Here is a 26555-nt window from a genome sequence, read left to right on the forward strand (position 1 = left end):
TTATGGCTGGGGACCGGAAGCTTGATGCCGCTTTCAGGCAGCCGCCTTCATCGCCGTAGGCCGGGCGATCAGGATGCGACCGCCTTCCTCTTTCACCGCGATGGTCGGCGTGCAGCCCTCATCATTGCCCTGCGCCTCGCCCGTTTTCAGGGCGATGTTCCAGTTGTGCAGCGGACAGGCGACGCTGTGGCCGTGGACGATGCCCTGGCTCAGCGGACCCTTCTTGTGAGGGCATTCATTGACGAGCGCGAAGACCTTGTCGTCGCTGGTGCGGAAGACGGCGATTTCCTTTTCGCCGGCAATCTGTACCGTGCGGGCGCCGCGCTGGGGAATGTCGGCCAGCGTTCCGATGTCGATCCAATCGGTCATGGTCATTACTCCGCAGCGATGGCGATGGGTTCGAGATGCTGGTGCAGTTCTGCATTCGCACCGGCTGCGCGCTCGGCCCAGGGATCATCCTGGCTGAAGCTCTGCGAATAGAGGAAGCGGGCGCGCAGGGCTTCACGGCCTGCGTCGTCTTCCACGATCCGCTGCTTGACATACTCGACGCCCACGCGCTCGATCCACGGCGCGGTACGCTCAAGGTAGCGCGCCTCCTCGCGGTAGAGCTGGGTGAAGGCGGCGCAATAATCGAGCGCTTCCTGCTCGGTCGATACCTTGCACAGCAGATCGGTGGCGCGGACATGGATGCCGCCATTGCCGCCGACATGCAGCTCATAGCCGGAGTCCACGCAGACCACGCCGAAGTCCTTGATCGTCGCCTCCGCGCAGTTGCGGGGGCAGCCGGATACGGCGATCTTGAACTTGTGGGGCATCCATGATCCCCAGGTCATCCGCTCCGTCTTGACGCCAAGGCCGGTCGAATCCTGCGTGCCGAAGCGGCACCATTCGGACCCGACGCAGGTCTTCACCGTACGCAGCGACTTGCCATAGGCGTGACCCGACACCATCCCGGCAGCGTTCAGATCGGCCCAGACGGCGGGCAGATCTTCCTTCTTGATGCCGAAGATATCGAGACGCTGACCGCCGGTGACCTTCACCATCGGCGCGTCATATTTCTCGACCACATCGGCGATCGCGCGCAATTCCTTGGGGTTGGTCAGGCCACCCCACATGCGCGGGACGACCGAGTAGGTGCCGTCCTTCTGGATGTTGGCGTGCATGCGCTCATTGACGAAGCGGCTCTGCTGGTCGTCGATATATTCACCCGGCAGCGCGCAGAGCAGATAATAGTTGAGCGCAGGGCGGCAGGAAGAACAGCCATCCGGCGTCGACCAGTGCAGCTTCTGCATCACCTCGGGGATCGAGCGCATATTCTGCGCGACGATCTCGCGGCGGACATCGTCATGGCCGAAGCTGGTGCATTTGCACATCGTCTTGGGACCGGACTGGACGTCATCGCCCAGCACTACGGCCAGCAGGTTTTCGACCAGACCGGTGCAGCTACCGCAGCTGGCCGACGCCTTGCAGGTGGCGCGGACGGCATCAAGGCTGCATGCGCCCTTTTCGATGCAGGCAACGACCTGGCCCTTGCTGACGCCGTTGCAGCCGCAGATCTCGGCATCGTCCGAGAGCGCCGCAACGGCCGCCTTAGGGTCCAGCGCGCCTCCTCCAGAGGCGAAGGCCTGGCCGAAGATCAGCAGGTCACGGATTTCGCCGACATCTTCTTCGCGCTTGAGCAGGTCGAAATACCAGCCGCCGTCCGCCGTGTCGCCGTAGAGAACCGCGCCGATGACCTTGTCATCCTTGACCACGACGCGCTTGTAGACGCCGCGTGATGCGTCACGCAGGACGATGTCCTCGCATCCCTCGCCGCCTGAGAAATCTCCGGCGGAGAAGACGTCCAGACCCGCAACCTTGAGCTTGGTCGAGGTGACGGAGCCTTTGTAGCCGGTATGCTGGTCGGTGAGGCCATCGGCCAGGCTGCGGCACATGTCCCAGAGCGGCGCGACCAGGCCGTAGACATTGCCGTCATGCTCGACGCATTCGCCGACCGCCAGCACATCGGGATCGCTGGTGACCATATGGTCATCGACCTTGATGCCGCGATTGACTTCGAGGCCAGCTTCGCGCGCCAGAGCGGTCGAAGGGCGGATGCCCACGGCCATGACGACGAGGCTCGCCGGGATTTCGGTGCCGTCCTTCAGGCGGACGCCCTCGACCTTGCCCTCGCCATAGATGGATTCGGTGTTGGCGCCGGTCAGGATGGTCTGGCCCCGGCCTTCCAGTGCGGACTTGAGCAGCCAGCCTGCGGCTTCGTCCAGCTGACGTTCCATCAGCGTGTCCATGAGGTGGATGACGGTAACCTTCATGCCGCGCAGGGTCAGGCCGTGCGCCGCTTCGAGGCCGAGCAGGCCGCCGCCGATCACCACCGCGTTGCCGCCCGCATCCGCAGCGGCCAGCATGGTATCGACATCCTTCATGTCGCGGAAGCTGATGACGCCCGGCAGATCCTTGCCCGGAACCGGAATGATGAACGGATCGGAACCCGTTGCGATCAGCAGCTTGTCATAGCCAACAGTGCGACCCGACTGGCTCGTGACGGTCTTGGCGGTGCGGTCTATGGCCGTCACCGGATCACCCGCGATCAGTTCGATCTGATTGTCATCATACCATTCGCGGCTGTTGATGATGATGTCATCGAAGCTCTTTTCGCCAGCCAGAACCGGCGAGAGCATGATGCGGTTATAGTTCACATAGGGCTCTGCGCCGAAGATGCTGACGCGATAACGCCCCGCATCCCGTGCCAGCAGTTCCTCAACCGCACGGCAACCGGCCATGCCGTTGCCAACAACCACCAGATGTTCGCGAACATCCTCCGACGGCACGAAGATTTCCTCTTCGTTGGCCGTTTCCGGTCCGGTGTTGTTCTGAAAATCCATCCCTTGACTCCAGACAATAAAAAAAGCCGCCATCCGGACCCCTGGCTTTGAAACCAGGAGTCTGGATGGCGGCTTTGCCATCATTCACGCCTTGACGATCCGTCCGTGGATCACCGCAGCTATGTCGTTAGAGGACAACCTTGTCCTTCGCAGTGCAGCATAAATGAAACGGCCTCGGGGTCAAGTGATTCCTTAGCCGGAAATTCCGCCGCAACGCAAAAACAAGGGCGGCGGCTCCCCTTTCGAGTGCCGCCGCCTCCCTCTCCAATACGTCAGATTCAGATGCGCGCGGCGCTGCTCCAGGTCGTGCGCCAGCGGGCACGAACCATCGAAATGCCGAGGAACGCGACCACGGCGAGACCCGCGAAGATCAGGAAACCGGGGGCGAAGCTGCCGGTGAACTGCTTGGCGATGCCCAGCGACGAGGCGAGGTAAAAGCCGCCGATGCCGCCCGCCATGCCGACGAGGCCGGTCATGACGCCGATTTCTTCCTGGAAACGCTGCGGCACCAGCTGGAACACCGATCCATTGCCCACGCCCAGCGCCAGCATCGCGGCGACGAAGAAGCCAAGAGCCGAGAACAGCGTCGGCGCATAGGACACGCCCGCCAGCGCCAGCGCGGCGACGATATAGACCATCATCAGCACCTTGACGCCGCCGATCTTGTCAGCCAGCGCGCCGCCCATCGGACGGATCAGCGACCCGGCGAACACGCAACCCGCCGTGCAATAGCCTGCGACGATCGGGGTCAGACCGAATTGGTCGGTGAAGTAGATCGGCAGCGACGCGGCAAGCCCGACGAAACCGCCGAAAGTCACGGCGTAAAAGCCCATCAGCCACCAGGCGTCAGCGCTCTTCAGGGGACCGAAATAGTCCGCCAGTTTCTTGGGCGCGGGCGCATTGGGGGCGTTCTTCGCCATGATCATGTAGGCGATGAAAACGATGGTGAGCGGGATGCAGGCAAGGCCCAGCACCGAGTTCCAGCCGAACAGCTTGGCCAGCACCGGTGCGAAGAGCGAAGCGAGCACCGTGCCCGAATTGCCCATGCCTGCCAGGCCCATGGCCTTGCCCTGATGCTCAGGCGGATACCAGCGGCTGGCCAGAGGCAGCGCGATGGCGAAGCTCGCCCCCGCAAAGCCCAGGATGACGCCCAGCGCCAGCGTGCCGCCGAAGCTGTTGACGCCCATGAACCAGGCGGTGAAGAGGCCAAGGATAACAATCACCTGGCTGATCGCCCCTGCCTGCTTGCAACCGATGCGATCGACCAGCAGGCCGTTGACGACACGGAGCAGAGCGCCCGCAAGCGTCGGAACGGCGACCATCAGGCCTTTTTCAGCGGGCGTCAGGCCCAGCGTCTTGGAAATGGACGGCGCGAGCGGCCCGAGCAGCACCCACACCATGAAGGCGAGGTCGAAATAGAGGAAAGCGGCAATCAGCGTCGGCGTGTGGCCAGCTTTCCAGAAGCTGGTTGGACCCGCTTCCCCTTGGCCTTCCGGGCGATCCCAATAAGCAGTTGCCATGATGACGTCCTTCAATCCTTGTGAATTGGACACAAAAAAAGCCGCTCTCCGGACGCCCGTTGTTGACGGGACCCGGCCAGCGGCTTTGCTGCAAATTTTGATTCGGGAGAGCGCGACCCCATCCTTGGGCGTGCTCATCCATAAACGCGCTTCGTCGCGCGACCTTGGTCTTATCTAATGATTCGCTTTATGTTGCAAGGCACAATTTTCTTCCTCCCTACGCGACAGCGTGGGGAGGGTTTTAGAAACTCGCCAGGAAATCCTCGATGCGTTCGGGGTCGAATATGCGACCGTCGAAGAACCTGTCCGGACCCAGCGTCAATTCGCCACGCTTGGAACCAACCGCCAGCGGAGAGGCGACGGCGCCCTCCACCTTCATGCTGGCGCCGGGGATCGGCACATTGCTTTCGGCCAGCGCGCGGCGGAAAATGTCCGGGCGGAAGACCGATCCGGCCTTCGCCGCATTTTCGGGCGTATGTTCGACCATCTTCCATCGGGCCATCTGCGAATAGAGCCAGAGCGCCTGGCTGCGCCACGGAAAAGGCGTGGCTTCGCGGGAGAAGAGCATGAAATCGGGCATGTCGATTGGCGGCATTTCCGGCCGGGCGGTGATGCGGCCCGACAGCGCACGCGCGATGAGGTCGGCGGGCTGATCGACGAAGTGCGGTTGCGACAGGAGATGCGCCAGCGCTTCATGGTTGGCGGGGTCGTCGCACCAGGCGGCGGCGCGCGCCAGCGCACGGATGAGCGCGTCCACGGTCTGGGGATTTTCCTCCAGCCATGGCGTGCGGAAGGTCAGCACCTTTTCCACGCCACGCTGCCAGATGCGCTCCCCGATCGCCACGGCTTCAGCAATGCCCGCGTCCACGGCGGCGCTGCCCCATGGTTCGCCAGCGATGAAGCCGTCGATCTCACCCGCGTGCATCGCCTCCACCGTCAGGGACGGCGGCACGACGCGCAACAGGACATCGCGGTCAGGATCGACACCCGCGCTTGCCAGCCAGTAGCGCAGCATGAGGGCGTGGCTGGAAAAGCGGTGGACGACGCCGATCACCGGCTTGCGCTTCCACAGGCCAATCGCGGCAGCAAAGTCATGAGCGGTGCCGAGCGGATCATTCAGGCGAGACGCGACATCGGGGTCCAGTGCCTGCGCAAACTCCCGGGCCATCACCAGCATGTTGCCGTTGACGTTGAGCTTGTAGGGCGCGGAGAGCGGCGCGGGCTGCTGGCTAAGGCCCAGCGTCACCGCAATGGCGAGCGGGGCCAGCATGTGCGCGGCCTGCACCTGACCAAATACCAGCCGGTCGCGCAAGGTCGCCCAACTGACCGTGCGGACAAGGTCGAGGCTCAGCCCCTCTTCCTCCGCGAAGCCCTTTTCCCGCGCCACCGCGAGTACGGCGGAGTCGGTCAGCGGCAGATAGGCGATGCGCAGCGATGTCGTCATAGACCCCCTCCGAGAAGGTCGCTGGCCGTGATCAGGGCCTGGGCGACGTCCACGATTTTCTTCCCCTGGTTCATCGCGCCCGACCGCAGCAGCGCATAGGCGTCCGGCTCGCTGATGCCCCGCTGGCTCATCAGGATGGATTTGGCGCGGTCGATGATCTTGCGGTCGGAAAGCTGCGTTCGCGCTTCGTCCAGTTCGGTCTGGAGCCGGGCGAAGGCGTTGAAGCGGCGGACGGCCAGTTCCAGCACCGGCTTCACCCGTTCCTTGCGCAGGCCATCGACGACATAGGCGGAAACGCCCGCGTCGATCGCCGCGCCGATCATCGATTCGTCCGACTGATCGACGAACATGGCGATCGGGCGGGCGAGCGCGCGGCTGACCGAGAGCATTTCCTCCAACGTGTCGCGACTGGGGCTGCCGAGGTCCATGAGAACGACGTCGGGCGCCATGCGCTCGAGCCGCGCGACGAAGCCGCCGCGCGGTGGGACGATGTGGATATCGTCATAGCCCGCCTCGCGCAGTCCGTCTTCGAGTACCGTCGCGCGCAGGCCGCTGTCATCGATGATGACGATTCGCATTTGGACCCAGCCCTTTTGGCCCTTCAGTGACCGCGATGCTGCGCCGCGTCAATCGGGACGGGACGCGCCGGTTGCCAGCGGGACAGCCCTGCTATATTAGCACAGGCCAGCTTCCGGAGGATCATAATCATGGACTTGCAACTGATCGCATAGCCCCAACGCTTTGCTTTCAGGAAGTTTTTTGTCCATGCCTGCGATTACCCTCTCTCATATCGGCTGGTCCGCGCCTGACGGGAATTCCGTCGTTTCGGACCTCGATTTTCGTTTCACCTCCGAACGGATCGGCCTTGTCGGACGCAATGGCGTCGGCAAATCGACACTGCTCGCGCTCATTTCCGGCAGGCTGAAGCCCGCCAGCGGCAGCGTTCAGCGGGACGGCACCGTGGCCGAGCTGCGCCAGACGGTGCAGGTCGCGCCCGGCGAGACGATCGCCGACCTGTTCGGCGTGCGGGAAGCCATGGCGTTGCTCTCCAAGGCCGAGCGGGGTGATGCGGACATGGCCGAGCTGGAGGCGTGCGACTGGACGTTGCCTTCCCGGATCGAGGAAGCGCTGGCGGAGGTCGGACTGAGCACGCAGCCCGATACGCCGCTTAGTCAGTTATCGGGCGGACAGCGGACGCGGGCGGCGCTTGCCGGGGCGATCTTTGCCCGGCCCGATTTCCTGCTGCTGGACGAACCCACCAATAATCTGGATGCGGACGGGCGCGCGGCGCTGATCGCCTTGCTAGCGCGCTGGCGGGCAGGTGCGATCGTGGTCAGCCATGACCGGGCGCTGCTGGAGGAGATGGAGGCGATTGCCGAGCTGACGACGCTGGGCATCAGCCGTCATGGCGGCAACTTCTCTTCATGGCAGGAGCGCAAGGCGATCGAACTGGCGGCGGCCGAGCAGGACCTCGCCCATGCCCAGCGGCACATGAAGGAGATTGCCAAGCGGACGCAGATCGCGGCCGAACGCAAGCAACGGCGCGATGCGGCAGGCGCTCGCAAGGGCGCCAAGGGTGACATGCCGCGCATATTGATCGGCTTGCGGAAGGATCGGGCGGAGGGTTCAGGCGGCGAAGCCGCGCGGCTGGCCGAGCGCCTGCGCCGCGAGTCCAGTCAGGCGGCCGAAGCAGCGCGGCAACGGATCGAAGTAGTGGAAAGCCTGACCGTCGCCCTGCCCTCCACCGGCGTTCAGGCGGGGCAGCGGATCGTGACGCTGGACCATGTCATGGCCGGCCATGATGCCAGCGAGCCGGTCCTGCGAGAGCTGTCATTGAGCGTCAACGGGCCGGAACGGATCGCGATCACCGGGCCTAATGGCGCGGGCAAATCGACCCTGCTGCATGTGATTGCGGGCAGCCTCCCTCCCTTGGCGGGGAAGGTCGAGCGGCCGGTGGCCTGCGCACTACTCGACCAGAAAGTGGAACTGCTCGATCCGCGCGCCAGCATCGCGGATAATTTCGCCCGCTTGCATCGGCAAGCTACCCATAATGAAGTGCGGGCGGCGCTGGCGCGCTTCCGCTTTCGGGCGGATCTGGCGTTGCAGCAGGCGGGTAGCCTTAGCGGCGGGCAGTTGCTGCGCGCGGGGCTCGCCTGCGTGCTGGGCGGCGCCACGCTGCCGCCGCTGCTGATGCTGGACGAGCCGACCAACCATCTCGACCTCGACAGCATCGCGGCAATCGAACAGGGCCTGCGGGGCTATGACGGCGCGCTGATCGTGGTGAGCCATGACGCGGCTTTCCTGCGCGCCATCGGCATCGGGCGGGAGATCCGCCTGTCCTAATGCGCCGCCGACATGTCCACCTGGCCGGTGGGCTTGGGCGCAAGCCAGACCAGCGCGCCCGCGAGGAACAGAACCAGCGCGGCGATGAAGAAGACGTGGTTCATGGACAGCACCGTCGCTTGCTGATCAACCAGATCGGCGATCATCTGCGGCGTTTGCTGAGCCGATAGGCCGGACCCGGCGAGCGAGGAGCCGACACCCGGATCCAGCGCGGAGACCATTTCGTTGCGCGCGACCCGCTGTCCATTGCCCCAGCCGGTGAGAACGATGGAGGTCGAGATCGCCACCGCCAGCGTGCGCAGGAAGCTCTGCATGCCCGCCGCCGACGCGGTTTCTTCCGGCTGGACCGACCCGAGCGTCAGGGTCGTCAGCGGGATCATGAAGAAGGGCATCGCAAAGCCCTGGACAATCTGCGGCATGGACAGAGTCCAGAAGTCGGCCGTGGTGGTCCAGCCCGATCGCCACATCGTGACCATGCCCATCCAGATCACTGACCCCGATATCAGCAGGCGCACGTCGATCTTGCCGACCGCCCGGCCCGCAAAGGGTGCGGCCAAGATCGCGGTCATGGCCGTGAAGGCGGTGACGAACCCTGCCGAATAGGCGGGGTAGCCCATGGACATCTGAAGCCATTGCGGGATGATCACGATGCCGGCGAAATAAGCCCCGAAGCATAGCGACAATGTCAGCACGCCTGATGTGAAGCCGACATGGCGGAACACCCGCAGATCGACGATCGGATGCTCCTCCGTCAGTTCCCAGATGATGAAGACAAGGAAACCGATCGCGGCCATCACGGCCAGCGCGACGATCATCGGATCGCCGAACCAGTCATGATCGCGGCCGGTGTCCAGCATGATCTGGAGGCAACCGATCCAGAATATGAGCAGCGCAAGGCCGATAAAGTCGATGGGGAGCTTATGCCGTTCCGTTTCGGCCGAACGCAGCAGCACCATAGCGGCGAACACGCACACCACCGCGATCGGGAGGTTGATGAAGAAGATCCAGTGCCAGCTCCAATTGTCGCTGATATAGCCGCCGATGATCGGCCCCACCGCTGGGCCAGCGAGCGTGGTCATGGCCCACAGGCCCATCACCTTTGCCCGCTGTTCGGTGGGAAAGATGCGCATCAGCAGGGTTTGCGACATCGGCATCAGCGGGCCGCCGCACAGCCCCTGCCCGATACGGCAGGCGACGATCATGCCGAGCGTCGTCGAGAGGCCGCAGAGAAGCGAGAACAGCCCGAAGCCAATCATGCCCCAGATGAACAGGCGCACCGTGCCGAACCGCTGGGCGAGCCAGCCGGTGAGCGGCACGCAGATGGCCTCCGCCACGGCATAGGACGTGATGATCCAGGTGCCCTGGTCAGGCGAAATGCCGAGGTTCCCGGCGATATGCGGCACCGACACGTTCGCGATCGTCAAATCGAGCACGACCATGAAATTGCTGAGCGCCAGCACGAACCCGGCCAGCATCCGCCGCCGGGGGTCCATGAAAAATCTTTCCGCCGCCTCCGTCACCGCTTGGCTCCTCAGGCGCCCGAAAGGTCGATCTCGACCTCGGTAGAGAGGCCTACGCGGAGCGGATGCGCAGCAAGTTCCTTGGGATCAAGCGCGATGCGCACGGGCAGGCGCTGAACCACCTTGATCCAGTTGCCGGTCGCATTTTGCGCGGGGATCAGCGCCAGCGACGATCCGGTGCCGCCGGAAAAGCCGATGACCTTGCCATGATAGACGACATCGCCGCCATAAATGTCGGCCACGACCGTGGCAGGCATGCCGACGCGTACGCGGCGCAGCTGCCGTTCCTTGAAATTGGCATCGACATAGACTTGGCTGAGCGGGACGATGCTCATGATCGGGCTGCCCTGCGCCACGCGCTGGCCGACCTGCACCTGACGGCGCGTCACTACGCCATCGATCGGCGCGCGGATGATCGTGCGGCCAAGATCGAGCCGGGCATTTTCCAGCTTCGCCTTGGCAGCAAGCACAGCGGGGTCGGTCTCAACCGTTGAGCCGGTTACAAGGGCATCGTTGGCGGCGAGTTCGCCTTCGGCCGCGCCCTGGGTGGCACGTGCCGTCGCCACGCCTGCGCGTGCCTGTTCAAGGCCCGCGCGGGCTGCGGCGAACGCCTTGCGCGCGCTGGTGACTTCTTCGCCCGAGACGGCACCTTCGGGCGCCAACGCCTCGCGCCGCTGGAGATCGACGCGCGCCTTGTCATAATCGGCCTGAGCTGCGGCGAGCTGCGCGCCCGCCTGCGCGATGTCGGCGCCCCGCGCCTGGACCTGAGCGGCGAGCGATGAACTGGTCGCGGCGGTCTGGCGGAAACGGCGGCGCGCTTCGGCAAGGTCAGCCTCCGCCTGCGCGACGGCGATGCGCGCGTTGGTGGGGTCCAGCCGCACCAATATGTCGCCCCGCTTCACCGCCTGCGTGTCGGTCACCCTCACCTCGATGGCCTGAGCGGAGATGAGCGGCGTCACCTGTGCGATCTCGGCATTCACATAGGCATTGTCGGTGCCGACATGATTGCGGCCCACGAGCAGATACCAGAGAGCGTAGACCGCGCCGATCACGAACACGGCAAGAGCGAGGCGGACCAGCCACTTCTTGCGCTGCTCCATCCGTGCGCTCTTGTCGGCGCTGCCGGTATCGGCGGTGAATTCGGGGGCTGCATCAGCCATTGGGCAGGTCCTTGGACGATGTGCCGCTGGCAGCGAAGCCGCCGCCGAGCGCGCGAATGAGGGCAATGTCAGTGGAAAAGGTCAGCGCTTCAAGCTCCGCGACGGATTGGCGGGCGGAAAGCAGCTGATCCTCGACATTCAGCACGTCGAGGAAGGTGAAAAGCCCCCCCCGGTAGCGCTTCTGCGCTATGGCATAGGCTTCCTCCGATGCGGCCAGCGCGGCACGGGCCTCCGTCAGCCGCTGACCCAATATCCTGCGGCCGGTGACGGCATCGGCCACGTCGCGATAGGCGCCAAGGACAGTCTTGTCATAATTGGCGACGGCTTCGTCGAAGGTCGCCCGCGAGCCACGATAGCGGCCACGCAGTTCCCCGCCATGAAAGATCGGCAAGCTGATCGCAGGCCCGACATTGCCGAACAGCGAATCCTTGCTGAACAAGGTGTCGAGAAAAGAGCGGGGACCCGACGTCGAGGGATCGAGGAAGGATGTGTTGTAGCCAAGCGACTGCACCCCGACGAGGGCGCTGAGGCTGATGGCGGGGAAGAAGTCGGCGCGGGCAACCTTGATGCGCTTGGCGGCCGCTTCCGTCCGGGCGAGCGCGGCGGCGACATCGGGGCGGCGCGCCACAAGGTTGGTGGTGACATCGGCGGGCAGACCCAAATCCGCGACCTTGCCCAAATGCGGCTGCGTGATGGCAAGGCCGCGGTCGGGGCCTGCGCCGATGAGCGCGGCGATCTGATGCCGCCGGACGGCGATGGATTGGTCGATGCCGGCCAGCACGGCGCGGGCGGCTGACACGGTCGCATCGGCTTGCCGCACGCTACCCCGCGTTTCCAGCCCGTTGCGCTGCCGCTCTGTCACCAATTTCTGGCTGGCGGATCGGATGTCGAGCGCGCGCTGCTGTATCACCCGTTGGTCGAACAGGCGGGCAAGGTCGGCATAGGCATCGGCGATCCCTGTCGTGAGCACCAACCGCGCCTGCTGCGCATCGATGCTGGCAGCCTCCGCCTCTGATGTGGCGGCCGCCAGCGCGGCCCGGTTCCGGCCCCACAGATCAAGGTCGAAATTCAGGTCGAGCGCCGCTTTCCCCGTACCCAGCCAGCCTTTGGGCACGAAGTCCTTGGGAAAGCCCATATTATAGCTCTGCTTCGTCGCGGCGGCCGATCCGGTAAAGTCAACGGACGGCAAAAGCGGGGCTCCTGCCTGCTGCGCGGCGGCGGATGCCTGGCGAAAGCGGGCGGAAGCCGCCGCGATGTCCGGAGAGGCGGCAAGCCCCTCCTCCATCAACGCATCAAGTTGCGAGTCGCCATAGCTTTTCCACCATCCATCGACTGGCCATAGCGCGGCGCCCTGCCCCAGCGTTTGCGAGGCGGCGATGCTGGAGGCTGTCCGGGGCGCGGGCGCCTTGCCGAGATCAGGCACCGCCGCGCAGGCGGAAAGCGCCAATATCGCGCCCGGCAAAAGCCCGGCGTGCGCGAAATTAATGAGACGATGCAGGGACATAAGAAACCGTACCATGTGGTATGAAAACCGCCTTTGCGCCTGCCGCACGGGCTTGTCAACAATATTATCGTACTCTATGGTACACATTTATGACCACCCCGACAGACATTACTACCCTATCCCGTCGTGAAGCGAACAGGCGCGATCGCCGTGACGCGATCGTCGCAGTCGCCCGGCGCTCGTTTTTGGAAAATGGCTATGCTGCCACCACCATGTCCTCCATCGCCGCCGAACTGGGTGGGTCGAAGGGCACCCTGTGGAGCTACTTCCCCGGCAAGGAGGAACTGTTTGCCGCTGTCCTGCGAGGCGCGACCGAAACCTATCATGCCAGCCTTGCCCAGCTTCTGGACACGGGTGACGAGCTTGAGCAAACGCTCCTCCGCTTCGGTCATGATCTGCTGCGCAAGATGACGTCGCCTGACGCGATCGCGTTGCATCGGCTGGTGGCCGCGGAGTCGAGCCGCTTTCCCAAAATGGGTGCGATCTTCCTGGAGCTTGCGCCCTTATATACCCGCAACCTGCTCGCCCGCTTTCTGGAGGCGGCGATGGAGAAGGGGCAATTGCGGCGCGCCGATGCTCAACTGGCGGCGCGGACGCTGGTAGTGCTCACTTTGTCAGGCTGTCATCAGCAGATGATATGGGGCAACAGGCAGGGTCCCACGACCGAGCAGGTGGACGCCGACGTCGCATTCGCGGTCGATTGCTTCCTGCGCGCCTATGCGCCTGAAGCGGAGGCACCTTCACAGGCAAGATCGCATTAACCATTTATTTGCGCACTTATCCTAGATCAGGGCGTGTGAGGAGACGCACGCCATGCAGTTTTTCAAATCCGCGGCGAGGACGCTCAATACCGACAGCGACAAGGCGAAGAACGCTCGCCCGCTCCGCCGCCGGAGGCTTTTGCTGATCGAGGAGGACGACACGGCCCGGGCCGTGATCGCGCGCCGCCTTTCCCATCTCCATTATGACGTGGTGCTGGCCGAAAATGGCTTCGTGGCGCTGAACCGCCTTCTCAGCCGGTCGGTGGACATCATCCTGATCGACATGGGACTGGCGATCCTGCCGGGCATAGCCACCTTAAAGAAAATCCGCGCCGCTGGCCTTGCCGGTCAGGCGAGTTTCGTGATGATCGCGGGCAAGCAGGATAACGCCAGCGTCGTGGAGGCTTTGGAAGCGGGCGCGGACGATTATGTCACCAAGCCGTTCGACTTCGATGTGCTGGACGCACGGCTCCGCCATTTGTGCCAGCGCGCCGATGAGTTGAACGCCCTCACCCGGCATAATGCCGAACTCGACGCCCGTATTGCGCGACGCGCAGTGGAACTGGGCGAGACGCGCGACGCGCTTGAGGAAATGCAGGTCGACAGGGCGCGGCTGGTCTCATCGATCCAGGCGTTGAATGATGAAATCGCCCGGCTGAACGCTGCCCGCCCCTGAAACAATCAGGGTTTCAGCGCTTCAACCAGCGAGTCGCGGTGAACCAGCCGCCAATCCCGATCGCCATGGCGACGCAGACCCCTACAACGCCCCAAAAGGCCCAGGCTTCATGGGCAAAGGGAATGCCGTTGACGTTCATGCCGAGCAGTCCGGTCAGGAAGGTGAGCGGCAGGAAAACCAGCGCCACGACCGATATGATCAACGCCTGCCGGTTCATCTGTTCCGCGCGCAGGTCCGTCAGTTCTTCATGCGCCAGCGCCGATCGCTCGCGCACCGCCTCCAGCTCCTCCGCCATGCGGGCGCAGCGATCCGCCGCTTCCTGCAAATGCAGCCGGTCATCGGGATGAAGCCAGGGCGCATCCGCAGCCGACAATCTTTCGAGCGCCTGCCGCTGCGGTGAGATGAAGCGGCGGTAACTGATCGCCGACGCCCGGATTTCGGACACCTGCCGCCGCACCTCCGCCGCGCCATTGTCGCTCAGCGTGCTTTCGATCTCGTCCAGATCGTCGCCAAGCTGCGCGACTTCCGGATCAAGCGCTTCGGTGATTTCCTGCGCAAAAGCGGCGATAAGGTCGCCCGGGTCGCGAATCTCTCCGGCCAGCATCTGCTTCACCACCGGCTCCATCGCCGCGAGCGGGCGGTAGCTGACGGTGATCACCCGCGCATGTTCGGCCCACAGACGGATCGACACCAGCGGATCGCCGCTTGCCTCATCGTCGGCCCCCAGACCGCGCAGGTTGATGAGCGCACCATGCGCCATCACCGTGCAACGCGGCCGGGTTTCCTGCGCCAGCAGCGCCGACAGCGCCGCCTGCGGCATATGGTCGCAGCGCGAGACGATGCTCTGCGCGTCCTCCCGCCAACCATCGGCATGAATCCAGCTGAAAGGCGCATGGTCGGCCTGCGCGCAAAAATCATCGAGGGAGATTTCGCGGGCATGGCCGCCTTCATTGACGAACACCCGGCTCATTGCGGCATCTCCAGCCAGAGCGAGAGCCCCTCGCCCGGTGTAGCCGACGGCGCGGTTGCGGGGATGCGAACGGCATCGGCGCGGGCACGATCGAGGATCGCCGCTGGCACATCGGGCTTATGATAGATGCGATCAGCCTCCCCGAGCAGGCGCGCCGCGCGGAGCGTCAGGTCATCGGGGTCCCCCGACAGCAGGCGCAGCGCGACAAGACGGGAGGGTTCGGCATCGCCCTGCTCCGCCAGCCAGCGGGGCACCTCGTCAGCAGCATCCTCGCGCAGCGGGTCGATCAGGCCGCCAGCCGACAGCCCGGCATCGATCGCGCGGCGGCGGGCGCTGGCATCGGGCCAGCGAGCGCGGATGGCGGCGCGCGCATCGTGCAGCGCAGCAGCGAGCCTACCCAGCTTTTCCGGCAATATTGCCTCGATCCGCTGGCGCAGCGCCTTCGCCAGCCCCGCCGACGCACCGCCCGTGCCGATGGCGATCAGCACGGGATCGCGATCGATGATGGCAGGCAGGGTGAAATCACAAAGCTCCGGCCGGTCGGTCGCATTCACCAGCACGCCCCGTGCCTTCAGCCGCGCAACCGTCGCATCATCGCCATCGGCAACGATCGCGATGGCCGCGTCCTCAGCCTCCCCGACGACGCGCGCGCCCGCACGTTCCAGCAACCGGCGCTTGGCATCCGCAGCCTCACCGCTTCCCGTCAGGATAACCGGCCTGCCCTTCAACACCAGAAAGACGGGCAGGCTTTGCATCAGCCCTGCACCCAGTCGGGGATCTTGTCCGCCTCGATCAATGCCTCGATCGGCGGGCGGGCGCGGACGACGGCCCATTTGTCGCCGGACACCAGGACTTCGGGCGTCAGCGGGCGGCTGTTATAGGTGCCCGCCATGGTCGCGCCATAAGCGCCCGCCGTCATAAAGGCGACCAGATCGCCCGCCTGCACCACGTCCATGTCACGGTGCATGGCAAAAGTGTCGCCCGTCTCGCAGACCGGCCCCACCACATTGGCAGTCTCCCGCGCGCCCGAAGGATCAACGGCGCGAATGTCATGCCAGGCATCGTAAAGGCTGGGCCGCATCAGGTCATTCATCGCCGCATCGACGATGACGAACGGCGCCTGCGCGCCCTGCTTCACGCGTACCACCCGCGACAGCAGCGCGCCCGCATTGCCGACGATGACCCGGCCCGGCTCGAACATCAGGCGCACATTCCAGCCCTGCGTGACCCGCGTCACCATCTCGCCATAGACAGCTGGCAGCGGCGGAATCGGGAGCGACGGGTCGTAAGGAACGCCCAGTCCGCCGCCCAGATCGGCGGTGCGGATGGCATGCCCAGCAGCGCGTAGCTGCTCGATCAGCGCGCCGACCTTCGTGAAGGCCGCCTCAAGCGGGGCAAGGTCGGTCAGCTGGCTGCCGATATGAACGGCGACGCCCTGCACGTCCAATCCCGGCAGATCACGCGCGGCAGCATAGCTTTCCAGCGCGCGGTCATAGGGGATGCCAAACTTGTTTTCCGACTTGCCGGTCGAAATCTTGGCGTGCGTCCCCGCATCCACATCGGGGTTGATGCGATAGGCGACGGGCGCTTGTCTGCCCATGGATAGCGCAACTTCGGACAGCATCTCGGCTTCCGGCTCGCTCTCCAGATTGAACTGGAAAATGCCGTGTTCCAGCGCCAGTCGCATCTCCTCGGCGGTCTTGCCGACGCCGGAAAAGACGATGCGATTCGCCGGGATGCCCGCCGCAATCGCGCGCAGCAGTTCGCCACCCGAAACCACATCGGCGCCCAGCCCCAGCTTCGCCAGCGTCGCCAGCACCGCGCCATTGGGATTGGCCTTCACCGCAAAGGCGATCAGCGGATCGTCCAGCCGCGACAGGGCATCGCGAAACACGGTGACGTGGCGCGTCAGCGTAGCGGTCGAATAGATATAGACCGGCGTGCCGACCGCCTGCGCGATGTCCGCCATCGGCACCTGCTCCACATGCATGGCGCCGTTCACATAGTCGAAATGGTCCAAGGCTTGTCTGTCCTAGCGAAGCGTATCAGGGCTGGTTTTCAGGCGGCAGGTCGAACGAGTCATCCTTGCGCTCTTCCGACTGCGAGAGGATATCGACGCTCCGCTCCGGCCGGGCCTGAATGGAAGGAGTCATGAGCTGCTGCGCGGTCGGTGCGGCAGCGGCGCCGACCGGCACGGCAGGCATTTTCTGCCCTTCAATGGGCTTCAATGGCTGGCGCCCGCCACAAGCGGCGACCCCAAGCGCCAGCAGGGCGAAGGCGACTTTCCGGCTGATGGCGATCCTCATGCCTGTTCCTTCCGCGCTTGGGCGATACGCGCGCGCACCTGATCGGGCGCGGTGCCGCCATGGCTTTTTCGGCTCGCCACCGATGCATCCACCGTCAGCACCGCATAGATGCGCTCATCGATGCGGGCGTCAATGGCTTTCAGCGTCTCGATCGGCAGGTCGGCAAGCGGCGTGCCCGCGCTCTCCGCCGCCGCAACGGCGCGGCCGGTAATATGATGCGCCTCGCGGAACGGCACATTGGCTTCGCGCACCAGCCAGTCGGCCAAGTCCGTCGCAGTAGCAAAGCCGCTCTCCGCAAGGCCGCGCATGCGATCGGTGCGGAACGTCACCGTTTCGATCATCCCGGTCATCGCCGCGATGGACAGGCCCAGCAGATCATGCGCCTCGAACACCGGCGGCTTGTCGTCCTGCATATCCTTCGAATAGGCGAGCGGCAGGCCCTTCATCGTGACGCAGAGCGCCGTCATGCAGCCCATGATCCGCCCGGCATGGCCGCGCACCAGCTCGGCGGCGTCGGGGTTGCGCTTCTGCGGCATGATCGAGCTGCCGGTCGAATAGGCATCGGGCAGCTTCACAAAACCGAAGGGCTGGCTCGCCCAGATGATGAACTCTTCCGCCAGCCGCGACAGGTGCAGTGCTACTTGCGTCGCCGCCATCAGATAATCGAGCGCGAAGTCGCGGTCGCTGACGCTGTCGAGGCTGTTGTCGGTCGGCTTGGCAAAGCCCAGCGCCGCCGCCGTCGCATGGCGATCGATCGGAAAACCCGTCCCAGCCAGCGCCGCTGCGCCCAACGGACATTCGTTCAGCCGCTCGCGCGCATCGGCAAAGCGGCTGCGGTCGCGGCGGATCATCTCAAAATAAGCCATCAGGTGATGGCCCAACGTCACCGGCTGCGCGGACTGAAGATGCGTGAAGCCCGGCATGACCACATCGGCATTCTCCTCCGCGCGAGCCAACAGCGCCTGCTGCAACGCGTCCAGGCCCGCCGCCACCTCATCGATGGCATCGCGCACCCACAGGCGGAAGTCCGTCGCCACCTGATCGTTACGCGAGCGCGCCGTATGCAGCCGCCCGGCCGCCGGACCGATCAGCTCAGCCAGCCGGGACTCGGTCACCATGTGGATATCTTCAAGGTCCAGATTCACCGGCACGCCATTCGCTTCATACTCCGCGGCGATGCGGTTCAGCCCCTCGGTGATTGCCTGCGCGTCCTCGCCTTCGACGATGCCCTGTTTGGCCAGCATCGCGACATGCGCCTTCGACCCGGCGATGTCCTGCTTCCACAATCGCTTGTCGAACGGGATGGAGGCATTTATCTCGCGCATGACCGAAGCCGGACCAGCTGCGAAGCGTCCGCCCCACATGCTGTTGGAGCCGTCTCCCGTGCGACCTTCCCCGTCCCGATCAACTTTGCCCTGCGTAATGACACTGCTCCTGCTGGCTGGCCTCGGCGCGTGCGATAGGCAATCGCCGGGCGCGGGGCAAGATCAAGCCAATAGCAGCGCGCCAGTCCCCCCGACAAGCGGCGAGGCGCCAAGAGAGGGGGGGGCTGCCCCGCAAAGCGGCAAGGGCGCGTTCAGCTTCACGCTCGACCGTTCAAAAGCGGGCACCCCCGCCCCCGATTTCGCCTTCGCCGGGCCGGATGGCAAGGACGCCACCTTGCAGGATTTCGCGGGGAAGCCGCTGCTGGTCAACCTGTGGGCGACATGGTGCGCGCCCTGCATCGCGGAAATGCCGACGCTCGATGCCGTCGCCAAGGCGTACGGGGGCAAGGGTCTGGCCGTGCTGACCATATCTCAGGACAGTCAGGGCGAAAGCGTGGTGAAGCCCTTCTTCGCCAAACATACCCTGCCGCACCTCAAAAGCTTCATCGATCCGGAAAATCAGTTCGGCTTCCACTATGCGACCGGCATGCTGCCCACCACCGTGCTGTACGACCGGGAGGGCAAGGAGATGCTACGCGTCGTCGGCGCGATGGACTGGAACAGCAAGGAAGGCCGGGATCTGATCGAGGCGGCGTTGGAGTCCTAGGGCTCCCTGATCGCACCCACCCCTTCAACCGTCACCCCAGCGAAAGCTGGGGTCTCAGGGAATAGGGCACGACCAAGCCTCACAAGATCCCAGCTTCCGCTGGGATGACGGGAGTATCAGAAGTTAAAGCGCCCGCGCCTCGCGCACCACCATCACCGGCACCCCATCGCGCACCGGAAAGGCCAAACCAGCCGCATCCGACACCAGCTCGCTGCTCTCGTCATCCCACCGCAACGGCGTCCGCGTCACCGGGCACACCAGCTTCGCCAGCAAATAAGGATCAGGCGCCACGCTCATTGCATCGTCGCCCCGCCATCACGCTCCATCCGGCCGACGATCTGCATCAACTGAATGATCCGGTCGCACCGCTCGCTTAAGCCGTCCGCCTCCAGCAAAGTCTGCTTGGCGGCCGGATCGAATGGCGCAATCTGGGCTATGCCGTTCACCAGCGAAGTGTCGTCGAGCCGCGACACGGCGGTCCAGTCCACGACATAGCCCAACGCTTCGGCAAAGCGCCGCGATTCCTGTTCCAGCGCCGCCCGTTCGACGGCGTGAAGCACCTCATCCTCCGGCGCCTGCTCGACATCGGCCTCGATCTGGCGAAAGGCGGTGGTGACGTCGAGCTCGCGGATCACCCGAAAACGCGCCAGCCCTTCCAGGATGATGTTGAAACGGCCGTCATCCAGCACTTCGAACTCGCTTATGCGGCCGAGGCATCCGACATCGTACAGGGCGGGCCTGGCCCCCTCCCCGCGCGGCTGGATCATGCCGATGCGCCGATCCCTCGCCATGGCGTCATGGATCAGCGCCCGGTAACGCGGCTCGAATATGTGCAGCGGCATGTCCATGCCCGGCAGCAACAGCGCCCCGGACAACGGAAAGATGGAGACGCGCGCGCGGTTCACCGGCCGCGCCGTCAGGAAAAGAGGATCTGCGACAATTTCCGCCGCTGCCCTGCGACCCATGGGTCTTCAAGGCCGGTGGCCTCGAACAGCTTGAGCAGTTGCGCCTTTGCCGCGCCTTCATTCCATTCACGGTCGCGGCGGACAATCTCCAGCAGTTCCTCGGCCGCCCGGTCCCGCTCGCCATTCGCCATCAGGCCGCCCGCCAGTTCGAAACGCGCGTCATGATCATCGGGATTGGCGGCGACCTTCGCCTCGACCCCGGACAGGTCGGCAACGGGCTTGGCGTCCCGCGCCAACGCAAGGGCTGCGCGGGCGCGGTCGATCGCCTGATCCTTGGCGACATCAGCGGGCAGCGCGGCGAGTACCGCCTCCGCCTCGTCCAGTCGGCCAAGCGCCACCAGCGCGCGGGCATGGCCGGAAGCGACATCCGCATTGTCAGGCACCATCTGGCCAACCTGCTCGAACACCGAAAGCGCCCGGTCTGGCTCGCCACCCGCCAGCATTTCCTCGCCCATTTCAATGAGCGGGGCGATTTCCTCCAGTTGCGTCTTCTCATCCGATTCGATCGGCAATTGCGCCAGCAACTGGTCGAGATATTGCTTCAACTGCCCCTCGGTGCGTGCCTGGCTGAGGTCGGCGACCGGCTGGCCCTGGAACACGGCATAGACGGTCGGGATCGACTGGACACGAAACTGGGCGGCGATGAACTTATCTTCATCGACGTTGATCTTCACCAGCTTCACGCCCTTGGAAGCATAGTCGGCGCAAACCTTTTCGATGACCGGCGTCAACTGCTTGCACGGCCCGCACCATTCCGCCCAGAAATCGACGATGACAAGGCTGGTGCGCGACGGGTCCACCACGTCACGGCGGAACGCCTCCACCGCTGCCTTATCGGTGTCGCTCATTCCTAGGGTCGCCACTGCCGTATTCTCCTGCCTTGTTGCGCTTGGGTGCCGCGTCCATACAGCGCCTTATGTGGGGCGTCACCCTATCCGCACAAGATCAGAAGGTATAGCCGACGCCGACCGCACCGATCCATTGGTCCTTCGACCCTGCGATGCTCACGATGGGCGAGTCCGCATAGTCGCCCAGCATCCGCGAATAACCGCCGAGTGCGAACAGCGCCCATCCCTTACGGATGTCGCCCGACAATGACAGGCCGCCGGTCAGGTTGACGCCTACCTTCTTGAAACCCGAACCATCGCCCGCGCGAGAATATTCCGGCAGGCCGGACGCCAGCGCCCCGGCGGCATCGACATCATAATAATAGCGGCCATATTTCTTGCCCACATAGTCGGCCGACACGCCCAGACCCACGAAGCTGCGCGTCGAAAGCGGCGTGAAATATTCGATCGCTGGCGTCACGATGAAGCTTTCATGCGCGCCCGCGACATCCTTTGTCACGGCCACGCGCACCGACAGATTGTCGTAGGCGCTGGTAAAAACGCCGGTTTTGCCGATGCCAACAAAGCCGCCAAGCTCCACCGCCTTATCGCGTTCGCCAAGCGCGCGCACGGCGGCATCCTTGATATTCTTGCGGCTCGACCGATCAAACCGAACGCCCGCCACCGGTCCCAGCTGAAGATCGACGTCCTGCCCACGATTGGGGATGACGTCGAAATAAAGGCTCGGCCCGCGCGTCCAGAAGGCGAAATCGCTCACCTTGCCGCGCAGCTGCGGGACGGGGATCACCCGATAGTCGTCCGACCCTTCATAGCTGGGAATGACGGCAGCGCCGATGCCGACGGTCAGCGCATTGCTGTCCTCCGACTGGGCAAAAGCCGTGTCGGCGGCACCCAGCGCAATAAAGGCAAGGCCCGAGAACAATATCCGTCGATGGTTCATAAATCCCCTGTTCCATCAATATGGTCAGCTTTTAGAATGTTTCGCTGCCATTACAGTTCCGGGCGAATGCAATCAGAGGAAATATTTGACCTTTATATCCTGACGCATCGCCGATCCGGTCACGGTAAATTGCGCAGAACGGAAACTGGGTGCGCCGAACCGAATGGCGGGGTTCCGGGAAAAGCCTACGCCCTCGCGCGGAATACCGGCGAACGTATCGAGCTTCCCATTGCCATTTTCGTCATGGATGATCGCGACGCCATAGGTGCCGGGCGCCAGATCGCCCAAGGAAATCGCCGCCGATGTAGCGGCGACGACCAAGTGGCGCTTCTCCGGATCATGGCTGCAATCGGGAAAATAGGCGGGCGACCGGGCGACGCAGACGAGCAGGTTTCCCTTATGCGATCGCAGGCCTTCAACCCCGATGCTGATCGGCTGCGGCTGGCCCACCGGCGCGGCGCCGGGCAGGATCCACATGGCCCCGGCCGCGAGCAGCAATTTTTCCTTCATCCGTGCGCCTTCCTGAAATCGCCTAGTCCCCTGTCGGTCCCGCACAGCCGGTCCCAGACCCGAAAATAAAGCCCATAATTGCAATTATACAATTCATGATGCCGCTGATGATGGCTGGCGGTGATCAGCCAGCGGCCCGCCGGTCCCTGCACCAGCCAGCGCGGAAACATCTCCCACCCCATATGGTTCGACACACCCATGACCGTCATGATCGCCAGCACGCACCCCAGCGCCCCGACATGGATCGGGGCCCGGAACACCAGCGCCGGAATGACGATGGCGCCGCTCAACGCCTCCCATGGGTGAAAGCTCATCGCCGCCCAGGCCGTGGGAGGTCGGCTCGCATGATGCACGGCATGGGCGGCGCGGAACAGGCGCGGCCGGTGCATCCAGCGATGCGTCCAGTAAAACCAACTGTCATGCGCCGCGAGGTATAGCAGCACCGATACCGGCAGATACCAGAGCGGATAGGCGGCGGCATCGGTATAGATGCGCGTCCAGCCCTGCGCCTGCCATCCCCACGCGACCACGCCCGCTGGAATGCCGTAGATCCATGCCGACGCCAGCGACCACGCAATCTCCCGACGGATCTGCGGGTCCAGCCCGGCATAGAGTCCCGGCTGCCGGACACGCGTCGCCAGCGCAAAGCCGCCGCTGGTGAGCAGATAGCGCACCGCCACGATCACGCTCATGGCAAGAGCGGAAAGAAGGATCGCGACCAGCATGGGATCGACTATAGGCAGCAGCGCCCGGCCCGTCACCCCATCAGGTCCCTCCATCACCTCCGTGGCCGCGCCTGACGATAGCTGCCCAGCATGCGCACCCACTTGCTGTGGAATTCCAGCTCGGCGAGCGCGCGATCCACGGCGGGGTCGCCCGGCATGCCCTCGATATCGCAGAAAAACTCCGTCGCGGCGAAGCTGGCGCCCCGCTGATAGCTTTCCAGCTTCGTCATGTTGACGCCGTTCGTGGCAAAGCCCCCCATCGCCTTGTAGAGGGCGGCGGGGACATTCTTCACCTCGAACAGGAATGTCGTCATCACCGGCGCCTCATCGGGCTCCGGCATGGTCGGCTCACGCGATAGCACAAGGAAGCGCGTCATATTGTCGTCGCTATCCTCGATATTCTCCGCCACCATCTTGAGGCCATAGAGCTCCGCCGCCAGATAGGGCGCCACGGCTCCCTCGCCAGGCTTGCGCGATTCCGCAACCAGCGCCGCTGCTCCCGCCGTATCGGCATAGGTCACCGGCTGGATACCCCGCTCGCGAAGATAATGGCGGCATTGGCCCAGCGCCTGCGGATGGCTGATCGCGCTTTTGACCGGGCTATCGTCGATGGCCATCAGGCAGTGGCGGATGCGCAGGAAATATTCGTCAACGATGTGCAGCCCCGATTCGGGCAGCAGGAAATGCATGTCGGCGACCCGGCCATGCAGGCTGTTTTCGATCGGAATGATCGCCCGCGCCGCCAAACCATTACGCACCGCATCGATCGCATCTTCAAAAGCGAAGCAGGGCAACGGCACCCAATCAGGCGCGTAGCCAATCGCGGCAAGGTGCGAATTGGCGCCCGGCGCGCCCTGATAAGCGATGGCGCGCGACGGGTCCGCTGCGGCCTTTTCGGCGAGTTCCGCGACCAGCGCGCGGGCGGGGGCAGGATAGTTTTCCATGGATGAAGCGCGCTTAGGCACTCCTCCGCGCGCGCGCAAGCGTGTCGGAATCCCCGACTGACACCGGCGAAGGCGCAACAGCTTCCAACCATGCTTGCACGTTCGCTCTTGCCTCATTATGGCAGCGCGCTAGAGGGGGCGCGGAAACCAAGCCGCCAGAACAGAAATTCAAGGGAATCCAAGCGAAATGAGTGATCGTTTCAACACCATTGCAGGCTGGGCGTTGTTTGCGGGGATCATTGCGCTGGGTGGCGGTATCGTCAGCTCCAAATATTTCCATGACGAACGGCCCGAAAAGATGGGCTACGCGATCGAAGGCGTGGAGGCCGAGGGCGCAGGCGCTGCGGCTAGCGGCCCCGGCCTGAACACGCTGCTCGCCAGCGCGGATGTCGCCGCCGGTGAAAAGGTCTTCGCCAAGTGCGCGGCCTGCCACACCGTCAACCAGGGCGGCGCCAACGGCATCGGCCCCAACCTCTACGCGACCGTTGGCGAAGCCATCGGCCAGGGCAAGGGCGGCTTCGCCTTCTCCGACGCTCTGAAGAAGAAGGGCGGCGAGTGGACATTCGAAAATCTCGACCACTGGCTGACCAGCCCGCGTGAATTCGCGCCCGGCACCAAGATGACCTTCGCCGGCCTCGGCAACCCGGCCGACCGCGCGAACCTCATCGCCTGGATGAATACGCAGGGCTCCAACCTGCCCCTGCCCGCCGCCGACGCCGCACCCGCCGAAGCGAGCGCAACGCCGGGCGAAGCCGCCGCCAACGCCACGAACGCCGCGGAAAGCGTCGCGGGCAAGGCTCCGGCCAATGCGGCTCCGGCGACCGGACCCGCCGCTGCTGGCAAATAACGCCGGAGGGGGCAGCCCCTCCTGTTGAACCTGACGGGCGCGGCAGTGAATGCCGCGCCCGTTGGCGTTTGGGAAATGCGCCTTTTTGAAACTCGGATCGTCTCAGGGCTTTACGACTTCACCATCTTCCTTGGTAAATCGATCGGGCTGGCGGTCCAATAGGGTCAATACGACCTCTGACGGACGACACAATTTTGTGCCCAGGGGGGAGACCACAATAGGGCGGTTCACAAGGATGGGATGCTCAACCATCGCCGCCAGGATTTGATCATCCGTGGCATCCCCGCCCAGCAAGCCGAGTGCTGCGGCAGGCGTACCCTTTTCTCGCAACAGATCACTTGGCGACGCGCGCATATCGGCAATCAGGCGCTCCAGTAGGGAACGGGTCCAGCCGATGTCGCGATACGCAATGACCATGGGAAGGTAGCCCGCAGCCTGGATCATCGCGAGCGCGTTACGCGAAGTGCCGCAATCGGGATTATGATATATCGTAATGGGAAAGGCGTCAGGCACGATAGGGGTCCTCCTGTAAAAGCCAGCCGAACACCATCAGCGCGACTATGGCGCCCGCACTTTGGCCGCCGATGAACAAGGGGATCGATGATGGTGCAATCCCCGCAAAGCTGTTGGTAAGGCCGCGAGCCACGGTCACCGCAGGATTGGCGAAGGATGTGGACGCCGTGAACCAGTAAGCGGCCGTGATGTAGAGTCCCACCGCCGTCGGCGTGAACTCGGGTCGGGACCGCTGTGTCGTCAATATCGTCCCGATCAGGCCGAAGGTGGCGACGGCCTCCGCAAAGCCCTGCCCCCAGCCGTCGCGCAATTTGGTCGAGATTTGCAACACTGGCTCGGCAAACATCGCATGCGCGGTCCATACACCAACAACAGCGCCGCAAATCTGTGCGACCACATATTGCAAAGCCTTTTGAGGGGTAACCTCACCCCGCAGCAGGAAAACAAGCGTTACCGCCGGATTGAAATGTGCGCCTGACAGCGGCGCGAACATATGGATCAGAACGACGAGCCCCGCCCCGGTCGCCACCGTGTTCGCCAACAATGCAATCGCATCGTTACCGGCGGCAAGTCGCTGTCCCATGATGCCCGACCCGACGACGACGGCCAACAGCATGGCCGTGCCCAAGGCTTCAGCGGCAATGTTGCGGATGACTGTCATTGAGGCGAACAGCAATTTGCGGTGTCCACCATGGCGACCAAAGGTGCGCAGATTTCCGGACGTCCTGCGCAGCAATCGGAAACGAGGAACTTCAAAAGATCACCCATCCCCTCATAATCGGCGGAGTAAATCACTGACCGCCCCTCCCGTCGGGACTGGATCAGGCCAGCGTGTCCCAGGATGGTGAGATGCGTGGAAAGCGTGCTTGGCAATGCGCCCACTTCGCGCGCTATTTCTCCGGCCGGGACACCCGAGGCCCCTGCACGAACAAGCAGGCGGAAAACGGCCAGCCTGTGATTATGTGCCAGCGCCGACAATGCCTCAACGGCGTCCGGCAACGACATCTGCTGATTTTCATCTGTCACGGACGGCGACCCTTCGATTCGACTATTCGATAAAATCCGAAATATCGAATTATGTCGCCTAAGCCAATGGGTGCGTGCGCCTATCGGAACAAGCATCCTTATGACCGGCCTTGGTCACAA

The 26555-nt window shown here is 64.1% G+C and carries 28 protein-coding genes; 5 read left to right on the top strand and 23 right to left on the bottom strand.

What is annotated here, in order from left to right; genetic code table 11:
- Window positions 1-33: 33 nt before the first annotated feature.
- From nirD to AC6JBC_RS11595, 5 genes are all read right to left on the bottom strand, one after another.
- Window positions 34-369, bottom strand: a complete 336-nt coding sequence (gene nirD, locus AC6JBC_RS11575) for a nitrite reductase small subunit NirD (RefSeq protein ID WP_498024377.1) — start codon at window positions 367-369, stop codon at window positions 34-36.
- A 5-nt stretch (window positions 370-374) separates the two neighbouring features.
- Entirely contained in the window at window positions 375-2882 is a 2508-nt protein-coding gene (gene nirB, locus AC6JBC_RS11580) for a nitrite reductase large subunit NirB (RefSeq protein ID WP_498024378.1), read from the bottom strand.
- Between the two features lie 278 nt (window positions 2883-3160).
- Window positions 3161-4402 (bottom strand): nitrate/nitrite transporter, encoded by a 1242-nt coding sequence (locus AC6JBC_RS11585; protein WP_498024380.1) that lies wholly within the window; start codon window positions 4400-4402, stop codon window positions 3161-3163.
- 241 nt (window positions 4403-4643) lie between these two features.
- Window positions 4644-5846, bottom strand: coding sequence for a CmpA/NrtA family ABC transporter substrate-binding protein (locus tag AC6JBC_RS11590; protein ID WP_498024382.1), 1203 nt, complete (start codon window positions 5844-5846; stop codon window positions 4644-4646).
- Window positions 5843-6424 carry an ANTAR domain-containing response regulator gene (locus AC6JBC_RS11595; protein ID WP_498024383.1) on the bottom strand — a complete coding sequence of 194 codons (582 nt, stop codon included), beginning with the start codon at window positions 6422-6424 and terminating at the stop codon, window positions 5843-5845. The genes AC6JBC_RS11590 and AC6JBC_RS11595 overlap by 4 nt, the downstream gene beginning before the upstream one ends.
- A gap of 187 nt (window positions 6425-6611) precedes the next feature.
- Between AC6JBC_RS11595 and AC6JBC_RS11600 the strand changes: the two genes are divergently transcribed.
- A complete protein-coding gene (locus tag AC6JBC_RS11600; protein WP_498024385.1) occupies window positions 6612-8189 on the top strand; it encodes an ABC-F family ATP-binding cassette domain-containing protein in 1578 nt (525 codons plus the stop codon).
- Here AC6JBC_RS11600 and AC6JBC_RS11605 read toward each other — a convergent pair.
- From AC6JBC_RS11605 to AC6JBC_RS11615, 3 genes are read right to left on the bottom strand one after another with little or no spacing between them, the layout of a single operon-like run.
- The gene (locus AC6JBC_RS11605; RefSeq protein WP_498026065.1) at window positions 8186-9682 is read right to left on the bottom strand and encodes a DHA2 family efflux MFS transporter permease subunit; all 1497 of its coding nucleotides are present in this window, start codon (window positions 9680-9682) and stop codon (window positions 8186-8188) included. The genes AC6JBC_RS11600 and AC6JBC_RS11605 overlap by 4 nt on opposite strands.
- Before the next feature lie 38 nt (window positions 9683-9720).
- Window positions 9721-10869, bottom strand: a complete 1149-nt coding sequence (locus AC6JBC_RS11610; RefSeq protein WP_498024387.1) for an EmrA/EmrK family multidrug efflux transporter periplasmic adaptor subunit — start codon at window positions 10867-10869, stop codon at window positions 9721-9723.
- Window positions 10862-12373, bottom strand: coding sequence for an efflux transporter outer membrane subunit (locus tag AC6JBC_RS11615; protein WP_498026066.1), 1512 nt, complete (start codon window positions 12371-12373; stop codon window positions 10862-10864). The genes AC6JBC_RS11610 and AC6JBC_RS11615 overlap by 8 nt, the downstream gene beginning before the upstream one ends.
- An 89-nt stretch (window positions 12374-12462) precedes the next feature.
- Here AC6JBC_RS11615 and AC6JBC_RS11620 point away from each other — a divergent pair, with 89 nt between their 5' ends.
- The gene (locus tag AC6JBC_RS11620; RefSeq protein WP_498024388.1) at window positions 12463-13134 is read left to right on the top strand and encodes a TetR/AcrR family transcriptional regulator; all 672 of its coding nucleotides are present in this window, start codon (window positions 12463-12465) and stop codon (window positions 13132-13134) included.
- A 52-nt stretch (window positions 13135-13186) separates the two neighbouring features.
- Window positions 13187-13810: a response regulator transcription factor gene (locus AC6JBC_RS11625; protein ID WP_498024389.1), complete on the top strand. Its 624-nt coding sequence runs from the start codon at window positions 13187-13189 to the stop codon at window positions 13808-13810.
- A 13-nt stretch (window positions 13811-13823) separates the two neighbouring features.
- Here the strand turns inward: AC6JBC_RS11625 and AC6JBC_RS11630 are convergent, their stop codons facing one another.
- From AC6JBC_RS11630 to argH, 5 genes are read right to left on the bottom strand one after another with little or no spacing between them, the layout of a single operon-like run.
- Window positions 13824-14780: a zinc transporter ZntB gene (locus tag AC6JBC_RS11630; RefSeq protein ID WP_498024391.1), complete on the bottom strand. Its 957-nt coding sequence runs from the start codon at window positions 14778-14780 to the stop codon at window positions 13824-13826.
- On the bottom strand, window positions 14777-15535 hold the full coding sequence (locus tag AC6JBC_RS11635) for a precorrin-2 dehydrogenase/sirohydrochlorin ferrochelatase family protein (protein ID WP_498024392.1): 759 nt from the start codon (window positions 15533-15535) through the stop codon (window positions 14777-14779). Before AC6JBC_RS11635 ends, AC6JBC_RS11630 begins: the two co-directional genes overlap by 4 nt.
- Window positions 15535-16800: a diaminopimelate decarboxylase gene (gene lysA / locus AC6JBC_RS11640; RefSeq protein WP_498024394.1), complete on the bottom strand. Its 1266-nt coding sequence runs from the start codon at window positions 16798-16800 to the stop codon at window positions 15535-15537. The genes AC6JBC_RS11635 and lysA overlap by 1 nt, the downstream gene beginning before the upstream one ends.
- Before the next feature lie 25 nt (window positions 16801-16825).
- On the bottom strand, window positions 16826-17086 hold the full coding sequence (locus AC6JBC_RS11645) for a hypothetical protein (protein WP_498024395.1): 261 nt from the start codon (window positions 17084-17086) through the stop codon (window positions 16826-16828).
- Entirely contained in the window at window positions 17083-18450 is a 1368-nt protein-coding gene (gene argH, locus AC6JBC_RS11650; protein WP_498024397.1) for an argininosuccinate lyase, read from the bottom strand. The genes AC6JBC_RS11645 and argH overlap by 4 nt, the downstream gene beginning before the upstream one ends.
- 58 nt (window positions 18451-18508) lie before the next feature.
- On the opposite strand from argH, the gene AC6JBC_RS11655 reads away from it, so the two are divergent.
- A complete protein-coding gene (locus AC6JBC_RS11655; RefSeq protein WP_498024398.1) occupies window positions 18509-19117 on the top strand; it encodes a TlpA family protein disulfide reductase in 609 nt (202 codons plus the stop codon).
- 123 nt (window positions 19118-19240) lie between these two features.
- Here AC6JBC_RS11655 and AC6JBC_RS11660 read toward each other — a convergent pair whose 3' ends face one another.
- From AC6JBC_RS11660 to AC6JBC_RS11690, 7 genes are all read right to left on the bottom strand, one after another.
- The gene (locus AC6JBC_RS11660) at window positions 19241-19414 is read right to left on the bottom strand and encodes a Trm112 family protein (RefSeq protein ID WP_498024399.1); all 174 of its coding nucleotides are present in this window, start codon (window positions 19412-19414) and stop codon (window positions 19241-19243) included.
- On the bottom strand, window positions 19411-20022 hold the full coding sequence (locus AC6JBC_RS11665) for an LON peptidase substrate-binding domain-containing protein (RefSeq protein ID WP_498026067.1): 612 nt from the start codon (window positions 20020-20022) through the stop codon (window positions 19411-19413). Before AC6JBC_RS11665 ends, AC6JBC_RS11660 begins: the two co-directional genes overlap by 4 nt.
- Window positions 20023-20033: 11 nt before the next feature.
- On the bottom strand, window positions 20034-20945 hold the full coding sequence (locus AC6JBC_RS11670; protein ID WP_498024400.1) for a tetratricopeptide repeat protein: 912 nt from the start codon (window positions 20943-20945) through the stop codon (window positions 20034-20036).
- An 82-nt stretch (window positions 20946-21027) separates the two neighbouring features.
- Window positions 21028-21870, bottom strand: a complete 843-nt coding sequence (locus AC6JBC_RS11675) for a MipA/OmpV family protein (protein ID WP_498024401.1) — start codon at window positions 21868-21870, stop codon at window positions 21028-21030.
- Window positions 21871-21942: 72 nt separating this feature from the next.
- Window positions 21943-22380 (bottom strand): DUF2141 domain-containing protein, encoded by a 438-nt coding sequence (locus AC6JBC_RS11680; protein WP_498024403.1) that lies wholly within the window; start codon window positions 22378-22380, stop codon window positions 21943-21945.
- Window positions 22377-23105 carry a sterol desaturase family protein gene (locus tag AC6JBC_RS11685; protein WP_498026068.1) on the bottom strand — a complete coding sequence of 243 codons (729 nt, stop codon included), beginning with the start codon at window positions 23103-23105 and terminating at the stop codon, window positions 22377-22379. Before AC6JBC_RS11685 ends, AC6JBC_RS11680 begins: the two co-directional genes overlap by 4 nt.
- A 53-nt stretch (window positions 23106-23158) precedes the next feature.
- Window positions 23159-24049 carry a prephenate dehydratase gene (locus AC6JBC_RS11690; RefSeq protein WP_498024405.1) on the bottom strand — a complete coding sequence of 297 codons (891 nt, stop codon included), beginning with the start codon at window positions 24047-24049 and terminating at the stop codon, window positions 23159-23161.
- Window positions 24050-24236: 187 nt separating this feature from the next.
- Between AC6JBC_RS11690 and AC6JBC_RS11695 the strand changes: the two genes are divergently transcribed.
- Window positions 24237-24896, top strand: coding sequence for a c-type cytochrome (locus tag AC6JBC_RS11695; RefSeq protein ID WP_498024406.1), 660 nt, complete (start codon window positions 24237-24239; stop codon window positions 24894-24896).
- A gap of 102 nt (window positions 24897-24998) precedes the next feature.
- Here AC6JBC_RS11695 and AC6JBC_RS11700 read toward each other — a convergent pair whose 3' ends face one another.
- The 3 genes from AC6JBC_RS11700 to AC6JBC_RS11710 form a co-directional block, all read right to left on the bottom strand.
- Window positions 24999-25340 carry an ArsC/Spx/MgsR family protein gene (locus AC6JBC_RS11700; protein WP_498026069.1) on the bottom strand — a complete coding sequence of 114 codons (342 nt, stop codon included), beginning with the start codon at window positions 25338-25340 and terminating at the stop codon, window positions 24999-25001.
- A gap of 61 nt (window positions 25341-25401) precedes the next feature.
- Complete coding sequence (locus tag AC6JBC_RS11705) at window positions 25402-26070, bottom strand: aquaporin (protein ID WP_449471068.1); 669 nt, start codon at window positions 26068-26070, stop codon at window positions 25402-25404.
- Window positions 26067-26435 (bottom strand): ArsR/SmtB family transcription factor, encoded by a 369-nt coding sequence (locus AC6JBC_RS11710; RefSeq protein WP_498024407.1) that lies wholly within the window; start codon window positions 26433-26435, stop codon window positions 26067-26069. The genes AC6JBC_RS11705 and AC6JBC_RS11710 overlap by 4 nt, the downstream gene beginning before the upstream one ends.
- Window positions 26436-26555: the final 120 nt, after the last annotated feature.

It is taken from the genome of Sphingobium sp. RC1 (genome assembly GCF_059738765.1).